Raw genomic sequence first — 26,209 nt, 5'->3', positions numbered from 1 at the left:
GGTGAGATACGGGATCGTGCTGTTCACCAGCGACCGGGGCATCTCCCCGGCGGCGGCCGCGCAGGCCGCGGAAGAGGCCGGCTTCGCGACGTTCTACGTGCCCGAGCACACGCACATCCCGATCCGGCGCGACGCCCCGCATCCGCGGACCGGCGACTCCTCGCTGCCGGACGACCGCTATCTGCGCACGCTCGATCCGTGGGTCGCGCTGGCCAGCGCGGTGCCGGTGACCTCGACGATCCGGCTGGCGACCGCGGTGGCGCTCCCGGTGGAAAGCGACCCGATCACGCTGGCCAAGACCGTCGCGACGCTGGACCACCTGTCCGGCGGCCGGGTCACGCTCGGCGTCGGGTTCGGCTGGAACACCGACGAACTCGCCGACCACGGCGTGCCCGGGAAGCGGCGGCGCACGGCGCTGCGCGAGTACCTCGAGGCGATGCGCGCGCTGTGGACCGAGGAAGAGGCGAGCTACGCGGGCGAGTTCGTCGAGTTCGGGCCGAGCTGGGCATGGCCGAAACCGGTGCAGCCCAAGGTGCCGGTGGTCGTCGGCGCGGGCGGCACGGAGCGCACGTTCCGCTGGATCGCGCGCCACGGCGACGGCTGGCTCACCACGCCCGCCGAAGGCGATATCACCGCGAAAGTCGCGCAGTTGCGCGAAATCTGGCGCGAGGAGGGCCGCGAGGGCGAGCCGGAGGTCATCGCGCTCGGCCCGCGCCCGGATCCGGAGGGGCTGGCCAAGCTCGACGAGGCGGGCGTGACCGAGGTCGTGTTCGGGTTGCCGGACCGTTCGGCGGGCGAGGTCGAAGCGTGGCTGGACCGGCTCGCCGGGAAGCTCGGGCAGCTGGCGGGAGCCTGACTGCGTCCATTTCGGACGGCGCTACCTCCTTGAGGGGGCAGCCGCGCGCTGAAAACGCGAATAGCGCCTGAACGGGTGAACTCGGCGGCCGCGCGTCATTCCCGGGGACGCCTTCCCTCTCGTTTCGTGTGGCGGTGACCGGCCGGCACGCCCCCCGACCGGCCGGTCACCGCTTCGCCCGTCTGCGGCGGCGGGGCGAATGGCGCCGCGGGGCGCCGCCCGGGACACTGGTCCGGTGCGCATTCCCGTCCCCCGGACCGAAACGTGACCCCCGGACTGGCCGAACTGGCCGCCGCCCATGGAGTCGCCACCCGCTACGAAAACGCCGACCAAGTCGAAGTACAGGTAGACCCCGACGTCGTAGTCGCCGTATTGGCGCAGTTAGACGTCGATGCCGGTAGTCCACAAGCAATTCGGCGAGAATTGGCCGCGGTGCGGGAAGCCGCCGCGGCGCACGTGCTGCCGCCGACAGTCGTGGTGCGCGCCGGGCAAGAACGCGAACTCGGCCAGACCGCGCGGGTCGAACTCGAAGACGGCACAACGCGTGACGTCGGCGCCACACTTCCGGCTGACCTTCCGCTCGGCTGGCACCGGATCGTGACCGCTGAGCAACGGGTTTCGCTCGCCGTCGTCCCGGACCGGCTGCCCGCGGTGCCGCCCGCGTGGGGCTGGATGCTCCAGCTTTACGCGCTGCATTCCGAGCGGTCGTGGGGGATGGGCGACTTCGGCGATCTCGCCGAGGTGGCGTCCCGGTCGGCCGCCGAACTGGGCGCGGGCGTGCTGCTCGTCAACCCGGTGCAAGCGATCAGCCCGGCGCATCCGGTGGAGCGGTCGCCGTACTCGCCGTCCAGCCGCCGGTTCGCGAACCCGCTGTACCTGCGGGTAACCGACACCGAAGCGTTCGCCCGCGCCGACGAGGACACCCGGCGGCGGGTGGAAGCGCTCGCTCCGGATCCGGTCGGCGAGCTGATCGACTACGACGCCGTGTGGACCGCGAAACGGGCCGCGCTGGAACTGCTGCGCCCGCACCATCCGCATCCGATCGAACTGGACGACGACCTTCGCGATTTCGCCGCGTTCGGCGCGCTCGCCGAGGTGCACGGCGGCGATTGGCGCGAGTGGCCCGAGCCGTTGCGCGATCCCGGCAGTGCCGAGGTGGCCGCCGCGCGCGAGGAACTGGCCGAGCGGATCGAATTCCACGGCTGGCTCCAGCAGCTTTGTCACGAACAGCTGGATAGCGTCCGCCGCGCCGCGCGCGAAGCGGGCATGCCGGTCGGTGTCGTGCACGATCTGCCGGTCGGCGTGCATCCCGGCGGCGCGGACACCTGGGCGCTGCGGGACGTTTTCGCCGCGCGGGTGCGGGTCGGCGCGCCGCCGGACGCGTTCAACCAGCAGGGCCAGGACTGGAATCTGCCGCCGTGGCGGCCGGATCGGCTCGCCGAAGCCGGGTACGCGCCGTTCCGCGACGTCGTGCGCGGCGTGTTGCGGCACGCCGACGGCATCCGCGTGGATCACGTCGCCGGGATGTGGCGGCTGTGGTGGATCCCGCCGGGCGAACCGGCGGGCCGCGGCACGTACGTGCACTACGACGCCGAAGCGATGCTCGGCGTGCTCGCACTGGAAGCGCACCGAGCGGGCGCGGTCGTGGTGGGGGAGGACCTCGGCACCGTCGAGGACACCGTCACCGAAACCATGCACGAACGCGGCCTGCTCAGCTCCGCGGTGCTGTGGTTCCAGCGCGACTGGGACGCGCCCGGCAAGCCGTTCGTCCGCCCGGACCGCTGGGACCCGGACGCGATGGCCAGCATTTCGACGCACGACCTGCCGACCGTGTCCGGCTGGCTCGAGGCCGAGCACGTCCGGGTCCGCGCCGAACTCGGCCAGCTCGACCGTCCGGTGGAGCAGGAGCACGCCGAGGCGGCGGCCGAACGCCGGGCACTGCTCGAACTGGTTGCGAGCGAAGGAATTCCGGACGACGACTTGGTGGTCGCCCTGCACACTCTGCTCGCTTCGGCGGCGTCGCGGCTGGTGCTCACCTCGCCGGCGGACGTCGCGGGCGAACGGCGCCAGCCGAATCTGCCGGGCACCGTGGATGAGTACCCTAACTGGCGCATCCCGCTTCCCGTCACTGTGGACGGGTTCTTCGCCGATCCGCGGGTGCGGGCGGCGGTCGCCCCGCTCGCCGCGGCCCGCCCGCTCCGCTGACCCACCCGAAAAGCCTGTCCGGACAACGAAAACCGATGCCCAAGGAGAAGCCCTGTGCGGCCCTGGCCCGGAAAGCCCTACCCGCTCGGCGCGACCTACGACGGCGTGGGGACGAACTTCGCGCTGTTCTCCGAGGTCGCCGAGCACGTCGATCTCTGCCTGTTCGACGACGAGGGCAACGAAACCCGCTCGCGGCTGGAGGAGGTCGACGGCTTCGTCCACCACGGCTACCTGCTCGGCGTCGGCCCCGGGCAGCGCTACGGATTCCGCGTGCACGGGCCGTACGACCCGAGCCGCGGCCAGCGCTGCAACCCGGGCAAGCTGCTGATCGACCCGTACGCCAAGGCGCTGTCCCGCGGCGTCGACTGGTCCGAGGCGCTGTTCAGCTACCGCTTCGACGACCCGGACCAGTTCAACGAGGACGATTCGGCGGGCCACGTGCCGTATTCGCTCGTGGTGAGCCCGTTCTTCGACTGGGCCAACGACCGCGCGCCGCGCGTGCCGTACCACGAAACGGTCATCTACGAGACGCACGTGCGCGGCATGACGATGACGCACCCGTTCGTCCCGGAGCGGCTGCGCGGCACGTACGCCGGGCTGGCGCACCCGGCCGTGGTCGAGCACCTGCAGAAACTCGGCGTGACCACGGTGGAGCTGATGCCGGTGCACCAGTTCGTCACCGACCACGGCCTCGACGAGAAGGGTCTGCGCAACTACTGGGGTTACAACACGATCGGGTACTTCGCGCCGCATGACGCCTACGCCGCGATGCAGGGCCAGGGCGGGCAGGTGCAGGAGTTCAAGGGCATGGTCCGCGCCCTGCACGAGGCGGGGATCGAGGTGATCCTCGACGTGGTTTACAACCACACCGCCGAGGGCAACCACCTCGGCCCGACGCTGTCCATGCGCGGCATCGACAACGAGGCGTACTACCGCCTGGTCGAGGACGATCCGCAGTACTACATGGACTACACCGGCACCGGGAACTCGCTCAACGTGCGCAGCCCGCACACGCTGCAGCTGATCATGGATTCGCTGCGGTACTGGGTGACCGAGATGCACGTGGACGGCTTCCGGTTCGACCTCGCCTCCGCGCTGGCCCGCGAGTTCTACGACGTCGACCGGCTCTCGACGTTCTTCGACCTCGTGCAGCAGGACCCGATCGTGAGCCAGGTGAAGCTGATCGCCGAACCGTGGGACGTCGGGCCGGGCGGCTACCAGGTCGGCAACTTCCCTCCGCTGTGGACGGAATGGAACGGGCAGTACCGCGACACGGTGCGCGATTTCTGGCGCGGCGAACCGTCCACCCTCGGCGAGTTCGCTTCGCGGATCACCGGGTCGTCGGACCTGTACCAGGACGACGGCCGCCGCCCGTTCGCGTCGATCAACTTCGTCACCGCGCACGACGGGTTCACGCTCGCCGACCTGGTGTCGTACAACGAAAAGCACAATGAGGCCAACGGCGAGGACAACCGCGACGGCGCGGACGACAACCGGTCGTGGAACTGCGGAGTCGAGGGCCCGACCGACGACGAAGAGGTGCTCGCGCTGCGCGCCCGGCAGCGGCGGAACCTGCTCGCCACGCTGCTGCTGTCGCAGGGCGTGCCGATGCTGCTGCACGGCGACGAACTCGGCCGGACCCAGCAGGGCAACAACAACGCGTACTGCCAGGACACCGAACTGTCCTGGATGGACTGGGAACTCGCCGCCGAGAACGCCGGCCTGATCGAGTTCACCGGCGCGCTCGCCGCGTTCCGCAAGGCGCATCCGGTGTTCCGCCGCCGCCGGTTCTTCCAGGGAAAGCCGGTGCGCAAGGGCGAGGAGCTGGGCGACATCGCCTGGTTCACCCCGGCCGGCGAGGAGATGACCGAGCAGAACTGGGACGACGCGTTCGGCAAGTCCGTCGTGATTTTCCTGAACGGGGAAGGGATTCCGGACCTCGACCCGCGCGGGATGCCGGTCGAGGACGATTCGTTCCTGCTCGCGTTCAACGCGCACTGGGAGGACATCGCGATGACCCTGCCGGGCAACGGCTACGGTCGCGAATGGACAGTCGTGGTGGACACGGAAACCGGGGCTGTCGGGCACAGCGATGTCGAGCCGGTCGAAGGCGGGGGCAAGTTCACCCTCGCCGCGCGTTCGCTGGTGGTTCTTCAGCGCACCGCCAAGGAGGGCGAATGAGCACGCCGTCCTCGACGTACCGCGTACAGCTGCGGCCAGAGTTCGGTTTCGCTGACGCCGCCGCGATCGTGGAGTATTTGCGCGAGCTGGGCGTCGGCGCGTTGTACGGCTCGCCGATGCTCGACGCGACGCCCGGGTCCACGCATGGTTACGACGTCACCGATCCGACGCGCGCCCGGGGCGAACTGGGCGGCGAGGAAGCGCGAAAGGCGTTGGCCGCGCGGCTGAAAGGAGCCGGGCTCGGGTTCGTCGTGGACATCGTGCCGAACCACATGTCGGTCGAAGTCCCGAAGGCGAACCAGTGGTGGTGGGACGTTCTCCGGAACGGCCAGGATTCGCCGTACGCGCCGTTTTTCGACATCGACTGGAGTCGCGGCCGGGTGCTGCTGCCGATCCTGGGCGACGACAACGACGAGCTGACTGTCGAGGGAGACGAACTCGTCTACTACGACCACCGGTTCCCGATCGCGCCCGGCACCGGCGGCGGCACGCCGCGAGAGGTGCACGCGCGTCAGCATTACGAGCTGGTCGGCTGGCGGCGCGGCAACCGGGAGCTGAACTACCGGCGGTTCTTCGACATCACGAACCTGGCCGCGGTCACCGTCGAACGGCCGGAGGTGTTCGCCGAGACCCACGGTGAGGTGCTGCGCTGGGTGTCCGACGGCGACGTCACCGGCCTGCGCGTGGACCATCCCGACGGGCTCGCCGACCCGGGCGGCTACTTCCGGCGGCTCCGCGAGGGCGCGCCCGGGGCGTGGCTGGTGGCGGAGAAGATCCTGCACCCCGGCGAGGCGCTGCCGCAGAGCTGGCCGGTCGACGGGACCACCGGATACGACGCGCTGCGCGAGATCACCGGCGTGTTCGTGGACCCGGCGGCGGCGTCGGTGTTCACCCGGCTCGCCGCCGAACAGGGCGTGCGCACCGACTATCACGCGGTCGAGGAGAACGCGCGGAGGCTGGTGACCGACGGGATCCTGGTCGCCGAGGTGCACCGGATCGCCGCGCTGCTCCACGGCGTGGACGCGGACGCGGCCCGCGCTGCGGTCGCCGAGGTGATGATCGCGTTCCCGGTCTACCGTTCGTACCTTCCCGAGGGTTCCGGCCACTGGGCGACCGCCGTCGCGCGCGCACGCAAGCGGCGGCCGGAACTGGCCCCCGCGCTCGACGCGCTCGACAGCCAGGTGCGCGGCGCGCCCGAGGGCGAGCTGGCGACGCGGATCCAGCAGACGTCCGGCATGGTCGTCGCGAAGGGCACCGAGGACACGACCTTCTACCGGTTCACCCGGTTCGCCGCGCTGAACGAGGTCGGCGGAAACCCGGACCGGTTCGGCTTGAGCACCGGGGAATTCCACACGCTGGCCGCGGGCCGGGCTGCCGCGGCTCCGGCCACGATGACCACGCTGACCACTCACGACACGAAGCGCTCCGAGGACACCCGCGCGCGGATGGCCGCGCTGTCGGAGGTCGCGGACGAGTTCGCGGTCGCGGTACGGCGGTGGACCGCCGCGCGCGGGATCGACGAGCCCGCGCTGAATCTCCTTGCGTGGCAGACGCTTGTGGGCGCGTGGCCGATCTCGCCGGAACGGCTGCGCGACTACCTCGACAAAGCCGCGAAGGAAGCGAAACTCCGCACCTCCTGGACGGACCACGACGAGGACTTCGAGCGAGCCGTCGCCGAGTGGCCGTCCGCGGTGCTGGGCGACGCGGAGCTTACGGCGGATGTCGAGTGCTTCGTCAAGCGGGTGCGCGGCGCGGGCTGGGCGAATTCGCTGGGACAGAAACTTGTGCAGCTGGCCGGACCCGGCGTGCCGGACGTTTACCAGGGCACCGAGCTGTGGGACTACTCGCTGGTCGATCCGGACAACCGCCGCGAGGTCGACTACGCCGCCCGGCGCTCCCTGCTCGAACGCGTCCAGGCGGGCGAACAGCCGGAGATCGACGAGACCGGCGCGGCGAAGCTGCTGGTGGTGCACCACGCGCTGACCCTGCGCCGGGACCGGCCGGAGCTCTTCACCGGATACCGGCCGCTGCAGGCGGAAGGCGTTGCCGCGGAACACCTTCTGGCCTTCGAACGCGGCACTGGCCTGACCGTCGCGGTCACGCGGCTGCCGCTGGGACTGGAGCGCGCGGGCGGCTGGCGCGACACCGTGCTGCCGCTGCGCACCGGCGAATGGACCGACGTGCTGACCGGCCGCGGGATCGGTGACGCACCGCAGGTTTCGGCGTTGTTCGACCAGTACCCAGTCGCGCTTCTGGTGCGGGAGGACTCCTGATGTTCCGCGTATGGGCACCTTCGGCCGAGCGCGTCCGCGTCCGGGTCGACGGCGCCGACCACGAGATGACCGCCGCCGCCGCCGGCGACGGCTGGTGGCAGGCCGACGTCACCGGCGCCGACTACGCCTTCCTGCTCGGCGACGACGACCGCCCGCTGCCGGACCCGCGCTCGCTGCGCCAGCCGAACGGCGTGCACGAAGCGTCGCGCGTCTACGACCATTCCGCCTTCGAGTGGACCGACCAGTCGTGGACCGGACGGCAGCTGCCCGGCGGCGTGGTCTACGAACTGCACGTCGGCACCTTCACCGAGGCAGGCACGTTCGACGCGGTCATCGAACGGCTCGGGCACCTGGTCGACCTCGGCGTCACGCACGTCGAACTGCTGCCGGTGAACTCCTTCGACGGCACCGCGGGCTGGGGCTACGACGGCGTCCTGTGGGGCGCGGCGCACGAGCCGTACGGCGGTCCCGACGGGCTGAAACGCCTGGTCGACGCGTGTCACGCCCGCGGGCTCGCGGTGCTGCTCGACGTCGTCTACAACCACCTCGGCCCGTCCGGCGCCTACCTCGACCGGTTCGGCCCGTACTTCGCCGGCCGCACCGACTGGGGCGCCGGGCTCAACCTCGACGGCCCCGGTTCCGACGAAGTCCGCCGCTACGTCATCGACAACGCGCTGGGCTGGCTGCGCGACTTCCACTTCGACGGCCTCCGCCTGGACGCGGTGCACGCGCTGGTCGACAAGCGCGCCGTGCACCTGCTGGAGGAACTCTCCGCCGAGGTCGACGCGCTGTCGGCGGCCCTGAACCGCCCGCTGACGCTGATCGCCGAGTCCGACCAGAACGACCCCAAGCTCGTCACGACCCGTGACGCCGGCGGCTACGGCCTGCACGCGCAGTGGTCCGACGACCTGCACCACGCGCTGCACGTCCGGCTCACCGGCGAAACCACCGGCTACTACACCGATTTCGCCGAGCCCGGCGCGCTGGCCAAAACCCTGCGGGAGGCGTTCTTCCACGCCGGGACCTGGTCGTCGTTCCGCTCGCGCGTCCACGGCCGCCCGCTGGACCGGCGCGCCGCCCCCGGCCACCGGTTCCTGGCCTACTTGCAGGACCACGACCAGATCGGCAACCGCGCGACCGGCGACCGGCTGTCCGCGACCGTTTCGCCCGGCCTGCTGGCCTGCGGCGCGGCGGTGGTGTTCTGCTCGCCGTTCACGCCGATGCTGTTCATGGGGGAGGAGTGGGCCGCCGAGACGCCGTGGCAGTTCTTCGCGTCGTTCCCGGACCCGGAACTGGCCGAGGCCGTCCGGACCGGCAGGCGCCGCGAGTTCGCCCGGCACGGCTGGGGCGAAACGGACGTCCCGGACCCGATGGACCCGGCCACCGTCGCCCGCTCGCGGCTCGACTGGACCGAACCGGGCACACCGGGCCACCGCGAGATCCTCGGCCTGTACCGGACGCTGATCCGTCTCCGCCGCACGCATCCGGAGCTGACCGATCCGCGGCTGGACCGGGTCGTGGTGGAGACCGCTCCGGACGACGCGTGGCTGATCCTGCACCGGGGCGCTCTGCGGCTGGCGTGCAACTTCGGGGCGAAGCCGGTCGAGCTTCCGGTGGCGGGGGAGGTGCTGGCTTCGTGGGGCAACCCCGAGGCCGGCTCCACCGGGACGGTGCTGCCCGCGGAGTCGTTCGTCCTGGTCGCTGCCCGCTGACCTCGGGGTACTGGCGGAGCATCGCCGTCAACGCCTCCGCCAGCCGGTCCCGAAGCTCTTGCGGCGCAACCACCTCCGCCAACGGGCCGAGCCGCAGCAGATCATGCACGGCTTGGTCCGGCTGCTCGACCGGAACGACCACCCGAGTCCATCCGTCCGCCTCGGCAACACCACCCGCGGCCGCGCGGGCCACGGCCGGTTCGGCGAGCTGCGGCAAAAGCCGCATCCCCTCCGGAGACAGCCGCAGTACCGCCTCGCCCCGGTGCCGCCGGGCGTCGAAGTCGTCGAGATAGTCCGACCAGCAGCGGCCCAGGTCGAAGTCGTCGGCCCGATCGAAGGTCTCGTCCAGCAGCGCCGCCTCGACGATCCGCGCCACCCGGTAGGTCCGGAACTCCCCGGAACGCCGGGCGACCAGGTACCAGTGACCGGCCTTGAGCACCACGCCGTACGGCTCGACGGTCCGGGCGACTTCGCGGGGCGCGGCCCAGCGCTGGTACCGGATCCGGACACGGCGCTGCTGCCACACCGCGTCCGCGACTGCCGGCAGCTGCGGCGTGGCTTCTGTGTCGTGGTACCAGGACGCCGCGTCCAGGTGGAACCGCTCGCGGACCCGGTCGGCGTGGGATCGCAGTTCGGCCGGGAGCGCGGCCAGCAGTTTGCGCTCCGTGTTCGCGACGACCGGTCCGAGGCCCAGTCCGGAGGCCGCGACGGGCAGGCCGGCGAGGAAGAGCGCCTCGGCCTCCTGCCTGGTCAGGCCGGTCAGCTGGGTGCGGTACCCGTCGACCAGCCGGTACCCGCCGTCGTGCCCGGGCTCGCCGTACACCGGGATCCCGGCGGCGCTCAGCGCCTCGATGTCGCGGTAGACGGTGCGCGGCGAGACCTCCAGCCGGGCGGCCAGTTCGTCGGCGGTCCTCGGCTGGCGGGCCTGCAGCAACAACAGAATCGAGACGAGCCGGCTCGCGCGCATGAGGGCCAGCATGCCGGGGTCCGCTGACAAAACCTGTCAGGAATCCCCGGGCCGGAGGGCACGCCCGGCCCGCGACCCCTACTGGCATCGCCATCGGTCCAGGTCATCACCCCTGCTCCGGGCAAGTTCAGCCAAGCGCCGGAGCCCGCGCCCGCCCCGGGTTTGAAAAGATCGGCGCATGGCACAGCGACCCGCATCCGACAACCAGGTCCTCGCCGGACGTCCGTTCCCGCTCGGCGCCCACCCGGAGGCGGGCGGCGTCCGGTTCGCGGTGACGTCCGCCGTCGCCGACGCGGTCGAGGTGTGCCTCATCGGCGACGACGGTTCCGAACGGCGGATCGAACTGACTGAACGCACGTTCGGCGTCTGGCACGGCCTCGTCCCGGGCGTCACGGTCGGTCAGCACTACGGCTACCGCGTGCACGGTCCGTACGACCCGGCGCACGGTTACCGCTGCAATCCGGCCAAGCTCCTCGTCGACCCGTACGCGCGCCGGATCGACGGCAAGCTCGCCAGCCTGCACGCCGCACAGGGCTTCACTGGCGACCCCGAGCGCGGTCCGATGTCCACTGTGGACTCGCTGGGCGCCGTGCCGCTGTCGGTCGTCACCTCGCCGGGCGGGCAGGACACCGGGGTCAAGCCGGAAGTGCCGTTCGAGGAATCGGTGATCTGCGAACTGCACGTGAAGGGGTTCACCCAGCAGCATCCGTTCATCCCGGAGGCGCTGCGCGGCACGTACCTCGGCCTCGCGCATCCGGTGGCGATCGAGCACCTGACCCGGCTCGGCGTGACGACGGTCGAACTGCTGCCGGTGCACGCGTTCGCCGACGAGCCCGCGCTGATCCGCTCGGGACGGCACAACTACTGGGGCTACTCGCCGCTGGGCTACTTCGCGCCGCACGCCGGGTACGCGAGCGAGCCGGGCCGCGAGGTCGAGGAATTCCGCACGATGGTGGCGGCCCTGCACGCGGCGGGCATCGAGGTGCTGCTCGACGTCGTCTTCAACCACACCTGCGAAGGCGGCCCGGACGGTCCGACGCTCTCGCTGCGCGGCCTCGACGCCCCGGCGTACTACCTGCACACCCGCCGCGGCCACATGGCCGACCTCACCGGCTGCGGCAACACTCTCGACGCCGGGTCGCCCACGGTCGTCCGCCTGGTCACCGATTCGCTGCGGTACTGGACGCAGGAGATGGGCGTCGACGGGTTCCGCTTCGACCTGGCGAGCACGCTCGGCCGCCCGCGCGGCGAGATGTTCGACCGCGAGTCGACGATGCTCACCGCGATCACCACCGACCCGGTGCTGTCCCGCTGCAAGCTGATCGCCGAACCGTGGGACGCGACCGGCGAGGGTTACCGCGTCGGCGACTTCGGCGCGCAGTGGGCCGAATGGAACGGCCGCTACCGCGACACTGTGCGCGATTTCTGGCGCGGCGCGACCGGCGTGCGGGACCTCGCGTACCGGCTGTCCGGCTCGTCCGATCTGTACGACCACAACCTGCGCCGCCCGTGGCAGTCGATCAACTTCGTCACCGCGCACGACGGCTTCACGCTGCGGGACCTGGTGTCCTACAACGAAAAGCACAATGAGGCCAACGGCGAGGACAACCGCGACGGCACGAACGACAACCGCTCGTGGAACCACGGCGCGGAGGGCGAGACCGACGACGCGGGGATCGTCGCGCTGCGCACCCGCCAGGCGCGCAACCTGTTCGCGACGCTGCTGCTGTCCACCGGCACGCCGATGTTCACCGCGGGCGACGAGATGTGGCGGACCCAGCACGGCAACAACAACGCCTATTGCCTCGACGACGAGACGTCGTGGATCGACTGGACCCCGACGGAGCTCTCGGAGCCGATGCTCGACTTCGCCCGCCGCGTGGTCCGGCTGCGTGCGCACAGCCCGGCACTGCGGCAGCCCGAGTTCTTCGAGGGCCGCACCACGGTCACCGGCAAGCCGGACCTCGTCTGGTTCCGCCCGGACGGCGAGGAGTTCGACGAGATCGACTGGTTCGACGAGGACCGCCGCACGCTCTGCATGTGGATCGACGGGTCGAACAGCCAGGCGCGCAACCGCGAGGGCGCGCTCGTCACCGACCACTCGTGGCTGCTGGTGCTGCACGCGGGAGCGGAGCCGGCGGAGATCGTGCTGCCCGGCCCGGAGTACGGCGAGACTTTCAAGCCCACTTTGGACACCAGCACCGCCGACGGCACCCCGGCCAACCCCGGCGTGCTGGAGCCGAAGGCGCGGATCACCGTCGAGGCGCGGTCGCTGCTGTTGCTGCGCGCGCCGCGCGACACGGTGGAGATCCCGCAGCTGTAAGGAGACACCGAGTCCGAGAAGTCCGGGCGATCCCCGTGATTGTCCGGGGCGCCATGGGGCATCCTGACTGGAGTCCGCCGCCGCCGAGAAAGCTTCACCAGGACATCCGCACCGATACTCGCCGGTAATCACCGGAACGCGCCGCCGATTGTTAACGCAATTCGGCGGGCGTGTTGCGGGCGGGAGACGGGAATGCGTCCGGGAGTTCCGCCGAATGGGCGCGTTTCGCCCGACCGGGTGGCGGGAAAATCAGAAAAAGGCCCCGCTGTCAACGGCTTTGGAGGAATCAGGCACACTGACCGTGCTCGCGGAAGCACACTCCGACCACCCTCCCACCCACCGTGAAAAAGGGGCATCGCCATGACCGGCAGGCTCGGGATCGACGACGTCGCACCCATTGTCAGCTGCGGCCGGTATCCGGCCAAAGCCGTTGCGGGCGAACATTTCCCCGTCACCGCCACGGTCTGGCGGGAGGGGCACGACGCGGTCGCCGCGACGGTCGCCTGGCGCGGTCCGGGCGACCGCGCCGCGCGCCAGACGCGGATGGCCGAACAGGGCCGCGGGCTCGACCGGTTCGGCGCGGTGATCGTGCCCGACGCCGAGGGCATGTGGACCTATCGCGTGGACGCGTGGAGCGATCCGTGGGCCACCTGGGAGCACGCGGTCGAGGTGAAGATCGCCGCGGGGCAGGGGCCCGGCGAGCTGGCGAACGACCTGGAAAGCGGCGCGCTGCTGCTCGACCGCGTCTCCCGCCGCCCGGAGCGCCGGGCCGAGCGCCCGCTGCTCGCCGGGGCCGCGGCCGCGCTGCGCGACGACGAACGCGATCTCGCCGAGCGCGTCGGACCGGCGCTCTCGCCCGAGGTCCGCCAGCTCATGCACGACTTCCCGGTGCGCGAGCTGATCACCAAGGGCCGCGTGCTGAAGCTGTGGGTCGACCGCAAACGCGCCGCTTTCGGTTCCTGGTACGAATTCTTTCCCCGTTCCACCGGCGGGGTCGACGCGCAGGGCCGCGCGGTGCACGGCACCTTCGCCACCGCCGAGCGCGAGCTGGACCGCGTCGCGGGCATGGGCTTCGACGTCGTCTACCTGCCGCCGGTGCATCCCATCGGCCGGGTGAACCGCAAGGGCCCCAACAACACTCTCGACGCGACGCCGGACGACGTCGGCTCGCCGTGGGCGATCGGCGCGGACGAGGGCGGGCACGACGCGATCCACCCGGAGCTCGGCACGATCGAGGATTTCGACTCTTTCGTGGCGCGCGCGGAGGACCTCGGCCTGGAGGTCGCGCTCGACCTCGCGCTGCAGGCCGCGCCCGACCACCCGTGGGTCGTCAAGTACCCGGAGTTCTTCACCACCCGCCCGGACGGCACCATCGCCTACGCGGAGAACCCGCCGAAGAAGTACCAGGACATCTACCCGGTCAACTTCGACAACGACCCGCGCGGCATCTACGACGAGGTGCTGCGCGTCGTGCTGCACTGGGTGTCGCACGGGGTGCGGATCTTCCGGGTCGACAACCCGCACACCAAGCCGCCGGACTTCTGGGCGTGGCTGATCCAGTCGGTGAAGGACACGCATCCGGACGTGCTGTTCCTCGCCGAGGCGTTCACCCGCCCGGCCCGGCTGTGGGGGCTGGCGAAGCTCGGCTTCACCCAGAGCTACACGTATTTCACCTGGCGCACCACGAAAGAAGAGCTGACCGAGTTCGGCACGGACCTGGTCGAGCATTGGGACCACGGCCGCCCGAACCTGTTCGTCAACACTCCGGACATCCTGCACGAATCGCTGCAGCACGGCGGTCCGGGCATGTTCGCGCTGCGTGCCGCGCTCGCCGCGACGATGTCGCCGACCTGGGGCGTGTACTCCGGCTACGAGCTGTTCGAATCCGAGGCGGTGCGGCCGGGCAGCGAGGAATACCTCGACTCCGAGAAGTACCAGCTGCGCCCGCGCGATTTCGCCCGCGCGCTCGCCGAGGGCCGTTCGCTCGAACCGTGGCTGGCCCGGCTCAACGCCATCCGCCGCGCGCATCCGGCGCTGCAGGGCATGCGCTCGCTGCGCTTCCACTCCGTCGACAACGACGCGCTGCTCGCTTACTCCAAACAGGACCCGGCGACCGGGGACACGATCGTCGCCGTGATCACCCTCGACCCGCACAACACGCAGGCGGGCACGCTCCGGCTCGACCTGCCCGCGCTCGGCTTCGACTGGCACGAGCGCCTCATCGCGCACGACGAGGTCACCGGCGAGACGTGGGACTGGGGCGAGGCGAACTTCGTCCGGCTCGAGCCGTGGCGGGCGGTCGCGCACATCGTGGCGCTGCGCCGCAGGCTCGCGGCCTGAACTCGACAACAGCACTTCGCGCGTGGTTATCCCGGAGCCGTTCGGGATAACCACTACTCAGCACAGGCAACTCACGACAAGGTGGAACGGATGGACGAGGAGAGCCGGCCCGGCGCCGCGGCGGGACTGGCGGGCGTGCCGCACACGGGTGAGGCGGTCACCGCCGACGGCCTGCTGGTCGAGCCCCAGGCGGACGATTTCGGGCACGCGCACGAGGCGCCGGCGGACCCGGAATGGTTCAAGAGCGCGGTGTTCTACGAGGTGCTGGTGCGCGCGTTCGCCGATTCGAACGGCGACGGCACCGGCGACCTGCGCGGGCTGGCGGGCAGGCTGGACTACCTCGAATGGCTCGGGGTGGACTGCCTGTGGCTGCCGCCGTTCTACGCCTCGCCGCTGCGCGACGGCGGCTACGACATCAGCGATTTCCGCGCCGTGCTGCCGGAATTCGGCAGCGTCGAGGACTTCGTGTACCTGCTCGACGAGGCGCACCGGCGCGGCATCCGGGTGATCACCGACCTGGTGCTGAACCACACCTCCGACGCGCATCCGTGGTTCCAGCAGTCGCGCTCGGACCCGGACGGCCCGTACGGCGACTACTACGTGTGGAGCGACGACGATTCCCGCTACGCCGACGCGCGGATCATCTTCGTCGACACCGAAACGTCGAACTGGACCTACGACCCGGTGCGCGGCCAGTTCTACTGGCACCGGTTCTTCACCCACCAGCCGGACCTGAACTACGAGAACCCGGCCGTGCAGGACGCGATGATCGACGTGCTGCGGTTCTGGCTCGACATCGGCATCGACGGCTTCCGCCTCGACGCCGTGCCCTACCTGTTCGAACAGGAAGGCACGAACTGCGAGAACCTGCCGCGCACGCACGATTTCCTCAAGCGCTGCCGCAAAGTCGTCGACGACGAGTACCCCGGCCGGATCCTGCTCGCCGAGGCGAACCAGTGGCCCAGCGACGTGGTCGAGTACTTCGGCGACGCGGAGTCCGGCGGCGACGAGTGCCACATGGCGTTCCACTTCCCGCTGATGCCGCGGATCTTCATGGCGGTGCGCCGGGAGTCGCGGTTCCCGATCTCGGAGATCCTGCTGCAGACGCCGCAGATCCCGTCCGGCACGCAGTGGGGCATCTTCCTGCGCAACCACGACGAGCTGACGCTCGAGATGGTCAGCGACGAAGAGCGCGACTACATGTACTCCGAGTACGCCAAGGACCCGCGGATGAAGGCCAACATCGGGATCCGCCGCCGGCTGGCCCCGCTGCTGGACAACGACCGCGACCAGCAGGAGCTGTTCACCGCGCTGCTGCTGTCCCTGCCCGGGTCGCCGGTGCTGTACTACGGCGACGAGATCGGCATGGGCGACAACATCTGGCTCGGCGACCGCGATGCCGTCCGCACGCCGATGCAGTGGACGCCGGACCGCAACGCCGGGTTCTCCACGTGCGATCCGGGCCGCATCTACCTGCCGGTGATCATGGACCCGGTGTACGGGCACCAGGCGCTGAACGTCGAGGCGCAGGCCGACAACGCGGCGTCGCTGCTGAACTGGACGCGCCGGATGATCGAGGTCCGCAAACAGCACCACGCGTTCGGCCAGGGCGATTTCGCCGATCTCGGCGGCTCGAACCCGAGCGTGCTCGCCTACCAGCGCCGGTGGCTGCGCCCGGACGGCCGCGAGGACGTCGTGGTGTGCGTCAACAACCTGTCCCGTTTCCCGCAGCCGGTGGAACTGGACCTGTCCGCGCACCAGGGCGCGACGCCGGTCGAGCTGACCGGCGGGGTGCGCTTCCCGGACATCGGCGAGCTGCCGTACCTGCTCACGCTGCCCGGCCACGGGTTCTACTGGTTCCAGCTGCTCGAGCCGGAAGAATGAGGTGAGTCCGCTGTCGCACCACGGTTCCCCGCCCGAACTGCCCGAGGTTTCCCGCGCGCTGACCGCCCTGCTGCCGGACTGGCTGCCCGCGCAGCGCTGGTTCGCGGGCAAGGACCGGCCGGTCGACGAGGTCCGCCCGGCGGGCCTCACCGCGCTGGCCGGCCCGGATCCGCTGCTGGTGCACGCGGTCGTCGACGTGGTGCAGGGCGACCGCACCGAGCCGTACCAGCTGCTGATCGGCCGCCGGTCCGGGGTGCCCGAGGTCGCGTCGGCAGCGCTGCTGGGCGAACGGTTCTACGAGGCGAGCGGCGACGCGGACCTCACCGCAGGGCTGCTGGACCGGATGGCGGCGGGGGAGTCCGCGGGGCCGCTGCGGTTCTCGGCGGAGCCCGACGCGAAGCTCGAACCGGGGCTGCGCTCGCGGCCGATCACCGCGGAGCAGAGCAACACCTCGCTGGTGTACGGCGGGCAGTACATCCTCAAGCTGTTCCGCAAGCTCAGCCCGGGGACGAACAAGGACCTGCTGCTGCACCGCGCGCTGCAGGACGCCGGGTGCAAGCACGTGGCGCGCGTGGTCGGCTCGATCTCCGGCGAACTGCACGGCGAACCCGCGACGATGGGGATGCTGCAGGAGTTCCTGCCGGACGCGGTCGACGGCTGGGCGATGGCGACCACGAGCGTGCGGGACCTGCTGGCCGATCCGGACCAGCCCGCGGCCGAGGCGGGCGGCGACTTCGCCGGGGAGTCCGAGCGGCTCGGCGCGGCGGTGGCCGAGGTGCACGCGGACCTCGCGACCGCGCTCGGCGCCGAGCCCGCGGACAGCGACGAGCTGGACCGCACGGTGCGCGCGATGACCGAACGGCTCGACCAGGTGTCCGAGGCGGTCCCGGAGCTGGCGGTGCACGCGCCCGCGCTGCGCGAGGTGTTCGAAGCCGTGCGCGCGCACGAGGCGCCGATTTCGCTGCAGTACATCCACGGCGATCTGCACTTGGGCCAGGTGCTGCGTACCGTCAACGGATGGCTGCTGCTGGACTTCGAAGGCGAACCGGCCGCCCCGGTCGCGGAACGGCACGCGCTGCGCTCGCCGCTGCGCGACGTCGCGGGCATGCTCCGGTCGTTCGACTACGCGGCGCACCAGCGGCTCGTCGGGCAGCCCGAGAACGCGGACGTGACCCGGCACGCGATGGAATGGGCCCGGCGCAACCGCGCCGCGTTCTGCGCCGGGTACGCCCGCGCCGGCGGCCCGGTCGGCGACCCGCAGGAGCACGCGGACCTGCTGCGCGCCTTTGAACTGGACAAAGCGGTGTACGAGGTCGCCTACGAGCACGCGAACCGGCCGGACTGGCTGAGCGTGCCCCTGGCGGCGATCGCCCGCAGCACCGACGGAAGCGAGTGACCCCGTGAACGCTGTCCCCGCGGATCTGCCCTCGGCGGCGCCGTCCCCGCTCGACATCGACCGGCTGCTGGCGGGCGAGCACCACGACCCGCATGCGGTGCTCGGCGTGCACACCGACGGCAGCGACATCGTCGTGCGCGCGCTGCGTCCGGGCGCGACGTCGGTGTCGGTCGTCGCGGGGGAGCGCCGCGTCCCGCTGGAGCGCGTGGCGGACGCGCTGTTCGCCGCGACGCTGCCGGAGCACCCGGGCGACTACCGGATCGAAGTCGGCTACGACAACCACACTGTCGTCACCGACGATCCGTACCGCTGGCTGCCGACGGTGGGGGAGCTGGATCAGCACCTGATCGGCGAAGGACGGCACGAACGGCTGTGGGACGTTCTGGGCGCGCACGTGCGCCGGTACGACACCCCGAACGGCGTCGTCGAAGGCGTGTCCTTCGCGGTGTGGGCGCCGACCGCGCGCGGCGTGCGGGTGATCGGCGACTTCAACGCGTGGGAGGGCCGCGGCCACCCGATGCGCTCGCTCGGGTCCTCGGGCGTGTGGGAGCTGTTCGTGCCCGGCGTTTCCGTCGGCAGCTGTTACAAGTTCCGCATCCTCGGCGCGGACGGGCACTGGCACGAGAAGGCCGACCCGATGGCGTTCGCGACCGAGGTGCCGCCCGCGACCGCGTCGAAGGTGACCGAATCGTCGTACGCCTGGGGCGACGGCGACTGGGTCGCCCGGCGCGAGGCGACCGACTGGGCCGACGCGCCGATGAGCGTGTACGAGGTGCACCTCGGCTCGTGGCGGCCCGGGCTCGGCTACCGCGAGCTCGCCGGCCAATTGGCCGACTACGTCGAGGAAACCGGCTTCACGCACGTCGAGTTCCTGCCGGTGGCCGAGCATCCGTTCGGCGGCTCGTGGGGCTACCAGGTCACGTCGTACTACGCGCCGACCTCGCGCTTCGGCTCGCCGGACGATTTCCGGCACCTGGTCGACCACCTGCACCAGCGCGGCATCGGCGTGCTCGTGGACTGGGTGCCCGCGCATTTCCCGCGCGACATCTGGGCCCTGGCGCGGTTCGACGGCAGCCCGCTGTACGAGCACGAGGACCCGCGGCGCGGCGAGCAGCCGGACTGGGGCACGCTCGTGTTCAACTTCGGCCGCAACGAGGTGCGCAACTTCCTCGTCGCGAACGCGCTGTTCTGGCTGGAGGAGTTCCACCTCGACGGCCTGCGCGTCGACGCGGTCGCCTCGATGCTGTACCTCGACTACTCGCGCAAGGACGGCGAGTGGCTGCCGAACGAGTACGGCGGCCGGGAAAACCTCGACGCGGTAAGGTTTTTGCAGGAGCTGAACGCGACTGTCTACAAGCGACACCCGGGCGTGGTGATGGTCGCCGAGGAGTCCACCGCCTGGCCCGGCGTCACCCGCCCGACGCATCTGGGCGGCCTGGGGTTCGGCTTCAAATGGAACATGGGGTGGATGCACGACACGCTCCGCTACCTGTCGCACGAGCCGATCCACCGGGCGTACCACCACAACGAGATGACCTTCTCGCTCGTGTACGCGTGGAGCGAGAATTTCGTGCTGCCGCTGTCGCACGACGAAGTGGTGCACGGCAAGGGCTCGCTGTGGGAGCGGATGCCGGGCGACGACTGGAACAAGGCCGCCGGGCTGCGCGCGCTGCTGGCGTTCATGTGGGCGCATCCGGGCAAGCAGCTGCTGTTCATGGGCGGCGAATTCGGCCAGCCGCGCGAATGGTCGGAGTCGCGGTCGCTGGACTGGCATCTGCTGGAAACGCCGCTGCACCGCGGCGTGCGCGACCTGATCCGGCAGCTGAACGCGGTCTACCGGGACACCGCCGCGCTGTTCAGCGGCGACGTCCGGCCCGAGGGCTTCCGCTGGATCGACGCGAACGACTCGGCCGGCAACGTGCTGAGCTTCCTGCGCCTGGGCGCCGACGGCTCGCGGCTGGCCTGCATCGCGAACTTCGCCGGGGTCCCGCACCACGACTACCGGGTCGGCCTCCCGTCCGCCGGGCGCTGGACCGAGGTGCTGAACACGGACGCGGAGTCCTTCGGCGGTTCGGGAGTCGGGAACCTGGGCGCGGTGGAGGCGACCGAGGAGCCGTGGCACGGGCAGCCGGCGTCGGCGGTGCTGCAGCTGCCGCCGAGCGGGGTGTTGTGGCTGCTGGAGGAACGCCCCTCCGCCGAGCTTGAGGCCTGACCCGCCACCGCGCACCGCTGCGGGCGGCAAACCTCCGTGAAGGGTCCCCTCGCGCCCTGGTCGCGGGTCGTGAGGGGGACCCTGACGGGATCAGATTCCCTGATGGTGGCCCTCGCGCGCCTCTCCGCGGCAGTCCGCAAGCCGTCAGTTCTGGCACCGGCCGGGCCGCTTGCCCGTCCGGCCATCCCGCGCTGCCCGGAATTCCCCTCGCGAGCGCCTTCGCCCGGCGGCGGTCGGAAAATGACCCACGCAGCGTCTTGCCGGTGAAGGCGCTGGTGGGCATACTTTGTTGCCATCCACAACAAACCCGGGGTGGCGCCGCCAGGCCGCCCCTCGAGTGATTGAGGGATGACGATGACGTCCTCGCACACCTCCTCCCGTTGGCGGCGGCTCGCGATCCCCGCGGCGCTCGCCCTCGCCGGCGCGGTCGCGCTGACGCCCGCCGGCCACGCCGCCCCCGCCCCCGCCGCCGCTCCGGCCGCCGGGTTCTCCGACGACTTCGACGGCCCGGCGGGCTCGCCCGCCGACGGGAGCAAGTGGAACTACGAAACCGGCGACAACAACGGCAACAACCACGAACGGCAGTGGTACACCTCGGGCGCGGCGAACGGCGCGCTCGACGGCCAGGGCCACCTCGTGATCACCGCGAAGAAAGAGAACTCCGGCAACAACTGCTGGTACGGCGCGTGCCAGTACACCTCGGCGCGGCTGAACACGTCCGGCAAGTTCAGCCAGGCGTACGGGCACCTGGAAGTCCGGATGAAACTGCCGCGCGGGCAGGGGATGTGGCCGGCGTTCTGGATGCTCGGCGGCGGGCAATGGCCGGACGACGGCGAAATCGACGTCATGGAGAACATCGGCAAGGAACCGAACACCGTGCACGGCACGATCCACGGCCCCGGCTACTCGGGCGCGGGCGGCATCGGCGCGGCGTTCAACGGCCCCGACTTCTCCGCCGACTTCCACACCTACGCGGTCGACTGGTCTCCGAACAAGATCGTCTGGCTGGTCGACGGGCAGGCCTACCAAACCCGCACCCCGGCGGACCTGAACGGCAAGAAATGGGTGTACGACCACCCGTTCTTCCTGATCCTCAACCTCGCGGTGGGCGGCGACTGGCCCGGCGACCCGGACGGCAGCACCCAGTTCCCGCAACAGCTGGTGGTCGACTACGTGCACGTGAGCTGACCACCCTCGCCGCCGGAACCCCGGCGGCGCGGAGAAGGCGCGGTCTCCGCGGGCCCCGTCCGGCTCAGCCCATTCTGAGCCGGACGGGGCTTTTCCGTGCTGCCGCTCGGGTACACAGCTTCCGCACGGATCACGGCAAGGAAAATCTCAGGTAGCGGGTGTTTGCTGAGCTGGCGGAGGGTCACGAGACGCGGGAGCGGAGCATGAACGAGCAGGAGCGCGGCGGGCACGACCAGGGACAGCCCGGCTACGGCGGGCAGGCGCAGCCCTGCTCGCCGGGAGCGGGGCAGCCGTACCAGCAGCAGGGCTGGGCTCAATGGGGCACTCCGCCGCCCGGCGCGTACGGTCCGCAGCCGGGCGGCCAGTACCCCGCTCCGCCGTACCCGACACAGCAGATGCCCCGGCAGCGTTCGCATCACCCGTTGCGGACCGCGGCCATCACGGTCGGCGCGATCGCGCTGTCGGTGGCGGTCGGGCTCGGGGTCGGGCACTTCGTGTGGACGCCGTCCGCGTCGCCCGGCGTTTCCGGGAACCAGAACTTCGGCTCGATCGGCAACCAGACCAACCCGTCGAACACGGCGATCGACCCGCAGGCGATCGCGAAGAAGGTCAGCGCGGGCATCGTCAACATCAATACCGAGCTGGGCTACCAGGGCGCGGCCGCGGCGGGCACCGGAATCGTGCTCACCTCCGACGGCGAGGTGCTCACGAACAACCACGTCGTCGAGGGCGCGACGAGCATCAAGGTCACCGACATCGGCAACGGCCAGACGTACACCGCTTCCGTGCTCGGCTACGACCGCAGCCACGATGTCGCGGTGCTGAAACTGGCCGGCGCGTCCGGCTTGGCGACGGAGACGCTCGGCGATTCGTCGTCGGTGAAGGTCGGCGACGCGGTCGTCGGGCTCGGCAACGCGGGCGGCGCCGGGGGAGCGCCGGTCCCGGCCGGCGGGCGGGTGACCGCGCTGAACCAGTCGATCACCGCGTCCGACGAATCGAACAGCTCGTCCGAGCAGCTGAAGGACCTGATCCAGGTCGACGCGAACATCCAGTCCGGCGATTCCGGCGGCCCGCTCGTGAACGCGCAGGGCCAGGTCGTCGGCGTGGACACCGCGGCATCGGCCGGGTACCAGTTCAACGGCGGCGGACGGCGCGGCCACGGCGGGCTCGGCAACGGCTTCCCCGGCGACAACTCGCAGGGCGACGGTTCCCAGGGCGACTCGCAGGGTGACGGTTCGCAGGGATCCAGCGGGAACGAGGGCTACGCGATCCCGATCAACCAGGCGATCTCCATCGCCCACCAGATCGTCGGCGGCACCGGCTCCGACACTGTCCACATCGGAAAGAGCGCGTTCCTCGGCGTGACCGTCAGCGACGCCGGACAGCAGCAACAGCAGGGCGGAACCGGCTCGGGAGCCGCGATCCAGCAGGTCGTCCCCGACGGCGCGGCCGCCAAAGCGGGTCTCTCGGCGGGCGACGTGATCACCGCGGTGGACGGCAAAGCAGTCGACTCGCCCACCGCGCTGACCACTCTGATGGACCAGCACCACCCCGGCGACAAGCTGACGGTGACGGTCGTCGACCAGACCGGTCAGCAGCAGAACGTCACCGTCGTGCCCGCCGAAGGCCCCGTGGGCTGACCCGCCGGTTGTCCGGACGGCTGATGCGTTCAGTCGTCCGGATAACGCGTGTCCAGCGAAACCGGTTCCCATGCCGCGAGATCGGCGAGCTGCTGCTCGAGCTTCGCCCGGATCCGGGTCACCGCCTCGGGCCCGAGCGGCAGCCGCAGCGGCGCGTCCGGAGTGTCGACCAGTTTGAGAATGGCCTCGGCGGCCTTCGCCGGATCGTTCGGCTGCGCGCCGTCCTGCGCGGAAAACCGTTGGCGCATCGCGCCTGCCGGGGTGTCGCGGTAGTCGTCGATGGGCTCGGAGAACGTCATCGACCGCCCGGCGAAGTCCGTCCGGAACGGCCCCGGCTCCACCAGGCTCACCCGGATCCCCAGCGGCGCGACCTCCCCGGCGAGCGCCTCGGACATCCCTTCCAGCGCGAACTTCGACGTCGCGTACAGCGCGTGCCCCGGATTCCCGACCACCCCGCCGACCGACGACAACTGCACGATGTGCCCGCTGCGCTGTGCCCGCAGGTGCGGCAGCACCGCACGCGTGACGTTGAGGACGCCGAACACGTTGGTTTCGAGCACCTGCCGCGCCTGCTCGTCGGTCAGTTCTTCGAGCGCCCCGACCAGCCCGTGCCCAGCGTTGTTGACCAGCACGTCGATCCGCCCGAACTCAGCGATCGCCGCGTTCACCGCCGCCTCCGCCGACACCGGATCCGTGACGTCCAGCCGGGCTTTGAATGTCTCCATCCCGTCGAGAGCTTTTGTGTCGCGAGCCGTGGCCACGACCTTTTCCCCGCGCTGCAGCACAGTTTCCGCGAGCACGCGGCCGAACCCGCTGCTCGCTCCCGTGATGAACCAGACGCGTCCGGGCATGCGAACCTCCCCAGGACGAGTTACTTTGATACCCAAACCAAACTACCTTGAGTTTCGAGGGAGTGTCCAGTTGGACTCAGTGGGGGCGGGCCTGCCCGAATGGCTGGCCGTGATGCCGGACGGCGTGGACGAGCAGGTCGAAGCGGCCCGCCAGCGGATCGGGCGGCTGTCGAGGCAGTTCGAGCAGGTGCTGCGCGACGTCGCGGAGGAATACGGTTTCAGCACGGGGGATTGGCAGGCATTGTCGGCCTTGCATCGCTCCGGCCGCGCTGCCGTTCTCACGCCGAAGGAACTGGCCGACCGTCTGGGCGTCACCTCCGGAACCGTCACCGTGCGAATCGACCGCCTGGAGCGCGCGGGCTTGGCCGAACGCGTCGCCGCGGCCTCCGACGGCCGGAGCCGCCCGATCCGCCTGACCCGCAAAGGCCGCGCCCGCTGGGCCGCCGCCACCCGGAAACGCACCGAACGGGAACAGGATCTGTTCAGCGCCGCCCTGACCGAAGACGACCTCTCCAGCCTGAACGCCCTCCTCGCCCGCCTCCTGACCCGCTTCGAAACCGAGTTCGGCCCTTCCTCCCCGCACGATGCCCTCCGCCCGGAGTGACAGTTTTTGTCGGTGGGCGGGACTAGCGTGAGCGGTACCTGACTGGAGGGAAGAACTGATGACCACTCTCAACGACCGCCCGAACACCGCATTGCTGGTCGTCGACGTCCAGAACGGCGTCGTCGCGGACGCGCACGAACGAGACAGCGTCGTGGCGAACGTGGCCGCGCTGGTGGACAAAGCTCGCGGAGCGGAGGTCTCCGTCGTGTGGGTCCAGCACAACGACGAGGGCCTGGAGAAGGGCAGCCCCGAATGGGAACTGGTCCCGGAGCTGAAGCGCTCTCCCGCCGAACCCCTGGTGGAGAAGTCCTACGGCGACTCGTTCGAAGACACCGCCCTGGAGTCGGTTCTCGCCGACCTGCGAGTGGGGCGCCTGGTGGTGAGCGGAGCCGAGACCGACGCTTGCATCCGCTCCACCCTGCACGGCGCCTTCGCGCGAGGCTACGACGCGACCTTGGTGAGCGACGCCCACACGACAGGAGACCGCACCACCTGGGGCGCGCCGCCGCCTGCGCAGGTCATCGCGCACACGAACCTGTACTGGAGCTATCAGACCGCCCCCGGCCGGACCGCGGGCACGGTCGCCACGAAGGAGGTCGCATTCAAGCCTGGCGCGTGAGACTGGCGCCGGGAGCCGGAGCAGAGGGCCCGAACGTCGCGCCGGCCTGATCGGCAGGGCTGCGAGGGTGGGCGCGAGCCTGCCCGGGGCTCGGAAGCCGAGGGCGGGAGAACAAGGGCGGCGGCCTGCCCGTGCCTGGTGGCGGGGCGGTGGCTGGCGACCGGCGATGGCGGGCGGCTTCCGGCTGCGCGGCGGAAGCGGGTTTGGGCGGAAGCCAGGTTGGTCCGGCTGAGCACGGGGGATGGGAGGCGGGCTGAGGCGGGATCCGGGTCGGCCTGGCTGGGTCTGGCGGGGTGCTGGAGGCGGGCTGAGGCGGGTTCCGGGTCGGCCTGGCTGGGTCTGGCGGGGTGCTGGAGGCGGGCTGAGGCGGGATCCGGGTCGGCCTGGCTGGGTCTGGCGGGGTGCTGGAGGCGGGTTGAGGCGGGATCCGGGTCGGCCTGGCTGGGTCTGGCGGGATGCCGGAGGCGGGTTGAGGCGGGATCCGGGTTGGTTCGGCTGGGGCCGGTGGGTGGCGGGGCGGAAGCCGGGGCGGCCCGGCGGCAGTCGTGGCCGGAGAGCAGAACGCGGCGCGGCAAGCTGCGCCGCGGTCTGGGCGAGAGTTCGCTCAGGCTGACGAGACCCTGCTCCGGGAAGGGGCCCCGCACCGGCCCTTCGCGGCATCTATCTGCGCCGGAAGCCGCCGAGTCGCTGGGTGACACACCGGCGACCGACCGGGGGAGAAGCAGCGTCGTCAGCACGAGCGCGCGGGTTTCGCGGCGTGGCGGCCCGGCCGGCGACGCCCGCCAGGTCCGCGCCCCGTCGCCGCGTCGCCGCGTGGCGAGGTCGGCAACTCGCCAGCGCGACCCAGGCACGCGCTTCGCGATGAGCCGAACGGTCATTCCGGGCCGGTACTCCCCGTTTGCTGCGGATCCCGCAGCGCGGCCGGACCACGACCACCCGCAAGACCGATTCAGTCGCG

14 protein-coding genes and 2 pseudogenes are annotated in these 26,209 nt (G+C 70.9%); 14 read left to right on the top strand and 2 right to left on the bottom strand.

Annotated elements, in window-relative coordinates; all coding sequences use genetic code 11:
* Position 1: 1 nt before the first annotated feature.
* The 5 genes from H4281_RS39535 (at position 2) to treZ (ending at position 9,227) form a co-directional block, all read left to right on the top strand.
* On the top strand, positions 2-856 hold the full coding sequence (locus H4281_RS39535) for a TIGR03619 family F420-dependent LLM class oxidoreductase (protein WP_182895958.1): 855 nt from the start codon (positions 2-4) through the stop codon (positions 854-856).
* A 264-nt stretch (positions 857-1,120) separates the two neighbouring features.
* Positions 1,121-3,061: a 4-alpha-glucanotransferase gene (gene malQ / locus H4281_RS39530; RefSeq protein WP_182895957.1), complete on the top strand. Its 1,941-nt coding sequence runs from the start codon at positions 1,121-1,123 to the stop codon at positions 3,059-3,061.
* Between the two features lie 54 nt (positions 3,062-3,115).
* Positions 3,116-5,242, top strand: coding sequence for a glycogen debranching protein GlgX (gene glgX, locus H4281_RS39525; RefSeq protein WP_182895956.1), 2,127 nt, complete (start codon positions 3,116-3,118; stop codon positions 5,240-5,242).
* A complete protein-coding gene (gene treY, locus H4281_RS39520) occupies positions 5,239-7,515 on the top strand; it encodes a malto-oligosyltrehalose synthase (RefSeq protein WP_182895955.1) in 2,277 nt (758 codons plus the stop codon). Before glgX (H4281_RS39525) ends, treY begins: the two co-directional genes overlap by 4 nt.
* A complete protein-coding gene (treZ, locus tag H4281_RS39515; protein WP_182896011.1) occupies positions 7,512-9,227 on the top strand; it encodes a malto-oligosyltrehalose trehalohydrolase in 1,716 nt (571 codons plus the stop codon). Before treY ends, treZ begins: the two co-directional genes overlap by 4 nt.
* Positions 9,228-9,303: 76 nt before the next feature.
* Here the strand turns inward: treZ and H4281_RS39510 are convergent.
* Positions 9,304-10,194, bottom strand: a pseudogene (locus H4281_RS39510) (helix-turn-helix transcriptional regulator); the annotation flags it as partial.
* Between the two features lie 178 nt (positions 10,195-10,372).
* Between H4281_RS39510 and glgX (H4281_RS39505) the strand changes: the two are divergent.
* The 7 genes and pseudogenes from glgX (H4281_RS39505) to H4281_RS39475 all read left to right on the top strand — a co-directional run bounded on the left by glgX (H4281_RS39505) (position 10,373) and on the right by H4281_RS39475 (position 23,177).
* On the top strand, positions 10,373-12,517 hold the full coding sequence (gene glgX / locus H4281_RS39505) for a glycogen debranching protein GlgX (RefSeq protein WP_182895954.1): 2,145 nt from the start codon (positions 10,373-10,375) through the stop codon (positions 12,515-12,517).
* 360 nt (positions 12,518-12,877) lie between these two features.
* The gene (locus H4281_RS39500; RefSeq protein WP_182895953.1) at positions 12,878-14,857 is read left to right on the top strand and encodes an alpha-1,4-glucan--maltose-1-phosphate maltosyltransferase; all 1,980 of its coding nucleotides are present in this window, start codon (positions 12,878-12,880) and stop codon (positions 14,855-14,857) included.
* Between the two features lie 90 nt (positions 14,858-14,947).
* Positions 14,948-16,741, top strand: coding sequence for a maltose alpha-D-glucosyltransferase (gene treS, locus H4281_RS39495; protein ID WP_182895952.1), 1,794 nt, complete (start codon positions 14,948-14,950; stop codon positions 16,739-16,741).
* Between the two features lies 1 nt (position 16,742).
* Positions 16,743-18,137, top strand: coding sequence for a maltokinase N-terminal cap-like domain-containing protein (locus tag H4281_RS39490; protein ID WP_237600223.1), 1,395 nt, complete (start codon positions 16,743-16,745; stop codon positions 18,135-18,137).
* 4 nt (positions 18,138-18,141) lie between these two features.
* Complete coding sequence (gene glgB / locus H4281_RS39485) at positions 18,142-20,349, top strand: 1,4-alpha-glucan branching protein GlgB (RefSeq protein ID WP_182895951.1); 2,208 nt, start codon at positions 18,142-18,144, stop codon at positions 20,347-20,349.
* A 354-nt stretch (positions 20,350-20,703) separates the two neighbouring features.
* Positions 20,704-21,534, top strand: a pseudogene (locus H4281_RS39480) (glycoside hydrolase family 16 protein); the annotation flags it as partial.
* A 206-nt stretch (positions 21,535-21,740) separates the two neighbouring features.
* The gene (locus H4281_RS39475; RefSeq protein WP_182895950.1) at positions 21,741-23,177 is read left to right on the top strand and encodes a trypsin-like peptidase domain-containing protein; all 1,437 of its coding nucleotides are present in this window, start codon (positions 21,741-21,743) and stop codon (positions 23,175-23,177) included.
* A 29-nt stretch (positions 23,178-23,206) separates the two neighbouring features.
* Here H4281_RS39475 and H4281_RS39470 read toward each other — a convergent pair whose 3' ends face one another.
* Positions 23,207-24,028 carry an oxidoreductase gene (locus H4281_RS39470; RefSeq protein ID WP_182895949.1) on the bottom strand — a complete coding sequence of 274 codons (822 nt, stop codon included), beginning with the start codon at positions 24,026-24,028 and terminating at the stop codon, positions 23,207-23,209.
* Positions 24,029-24,107: 79 nt separating this feature from the next.
* Between H4281_RS39470 and H4281_RS39465 the strand changes: the two genes are divergently transcribed.
* Together H4281_RS39465 and H4281_RS39460 are read left to right on the top strand one after the other, a co-directional pair.
* Entirely contained in the window at positions 24,108-24,632 is a 525-nt protein-coding gene (locus tag H4281_RS39465) for a MarR family winged helix-turn-helix transcriptional regulator (protein WP_237600900.1), read from the top strand.
* 58 nt (positions 24,633-24,690) lie between these two features.
* Positions 24,691-25,251, top strand: coding sequence for an isochorismatase family protein (locus tag H4281_RS39460; RefSeq protein WP_182895948.1), 561 nt, complete (start codon positions 24,691-24,693; stop codon positions 25,249-25,251).
* The last annotated feature ends 958 nt before the right edge of the window (positions 25,252-26,209 follow it).

This window comes from Amycolatopsis dendrobii (genome assembly GCF_014145675.1).
Lineage (GTDB): Bacteria > Actinomycetota > Actinomycetes > Mycobacteriales > Pseudonocardiaceae > Amycolatopsis > Amycolatopsis dendrobii.
Note: the sequence above shows the minus strand (reverse complement) of the source record. Positions and strands in the feature narration are given on the sequence as shown.

Bases quoted from the DNA above. Each gene is read 5' to 3' on its own strand.
- treY (WP_182895955.1), top strand. From the start codon at position 5,239: ATGAGCACGCCGTCCTCGACGTACCGCGTACAGCTGCGGCCAGAGTTC.
- glgX (WP_182895954.1), top strand. From the start codon at position 10,373: ATGGCACAGCGACCCGCATCCGACAACCAGGTCCTCGCCGGACGTCCG.
- H4281_RS39500 (WP_182895953.1), top strand. From the start codon at position 12,878: ATGACCGGCAGGCTCGGGATCGACGACGTCGCACCCATTGTCAGCTGC.
- treS (WP_182895952.1), top strand. From the start codon at position 14,948: ATGGACGAGGAGAGCCGGCCCGGCGCCGCGGCGGGACTGGCGGGCGTG.
- H4281_RS39475 (WP_182895950.1), top strand. From the start codon at position 21,741: ATGAACGAGCAGGAGCGCGGCGGGCACGACCAGGGACAGCCCGGCTAC.
- H4281_RS39470 (WP_182895949.1), bottom strand. From the start codon at position 24,028: ATGCCCGGACGCGTCTGGTTCATCACGGGAGCGAGCAGCGGGTTCGGC.
- H4281_RS39460 (WP_182895948.1), top strand. From the start codon at position 24,691: ATGACCACTCTCAACGACCGCCCGAACACCGCATTGCTGGTCGTCGAC.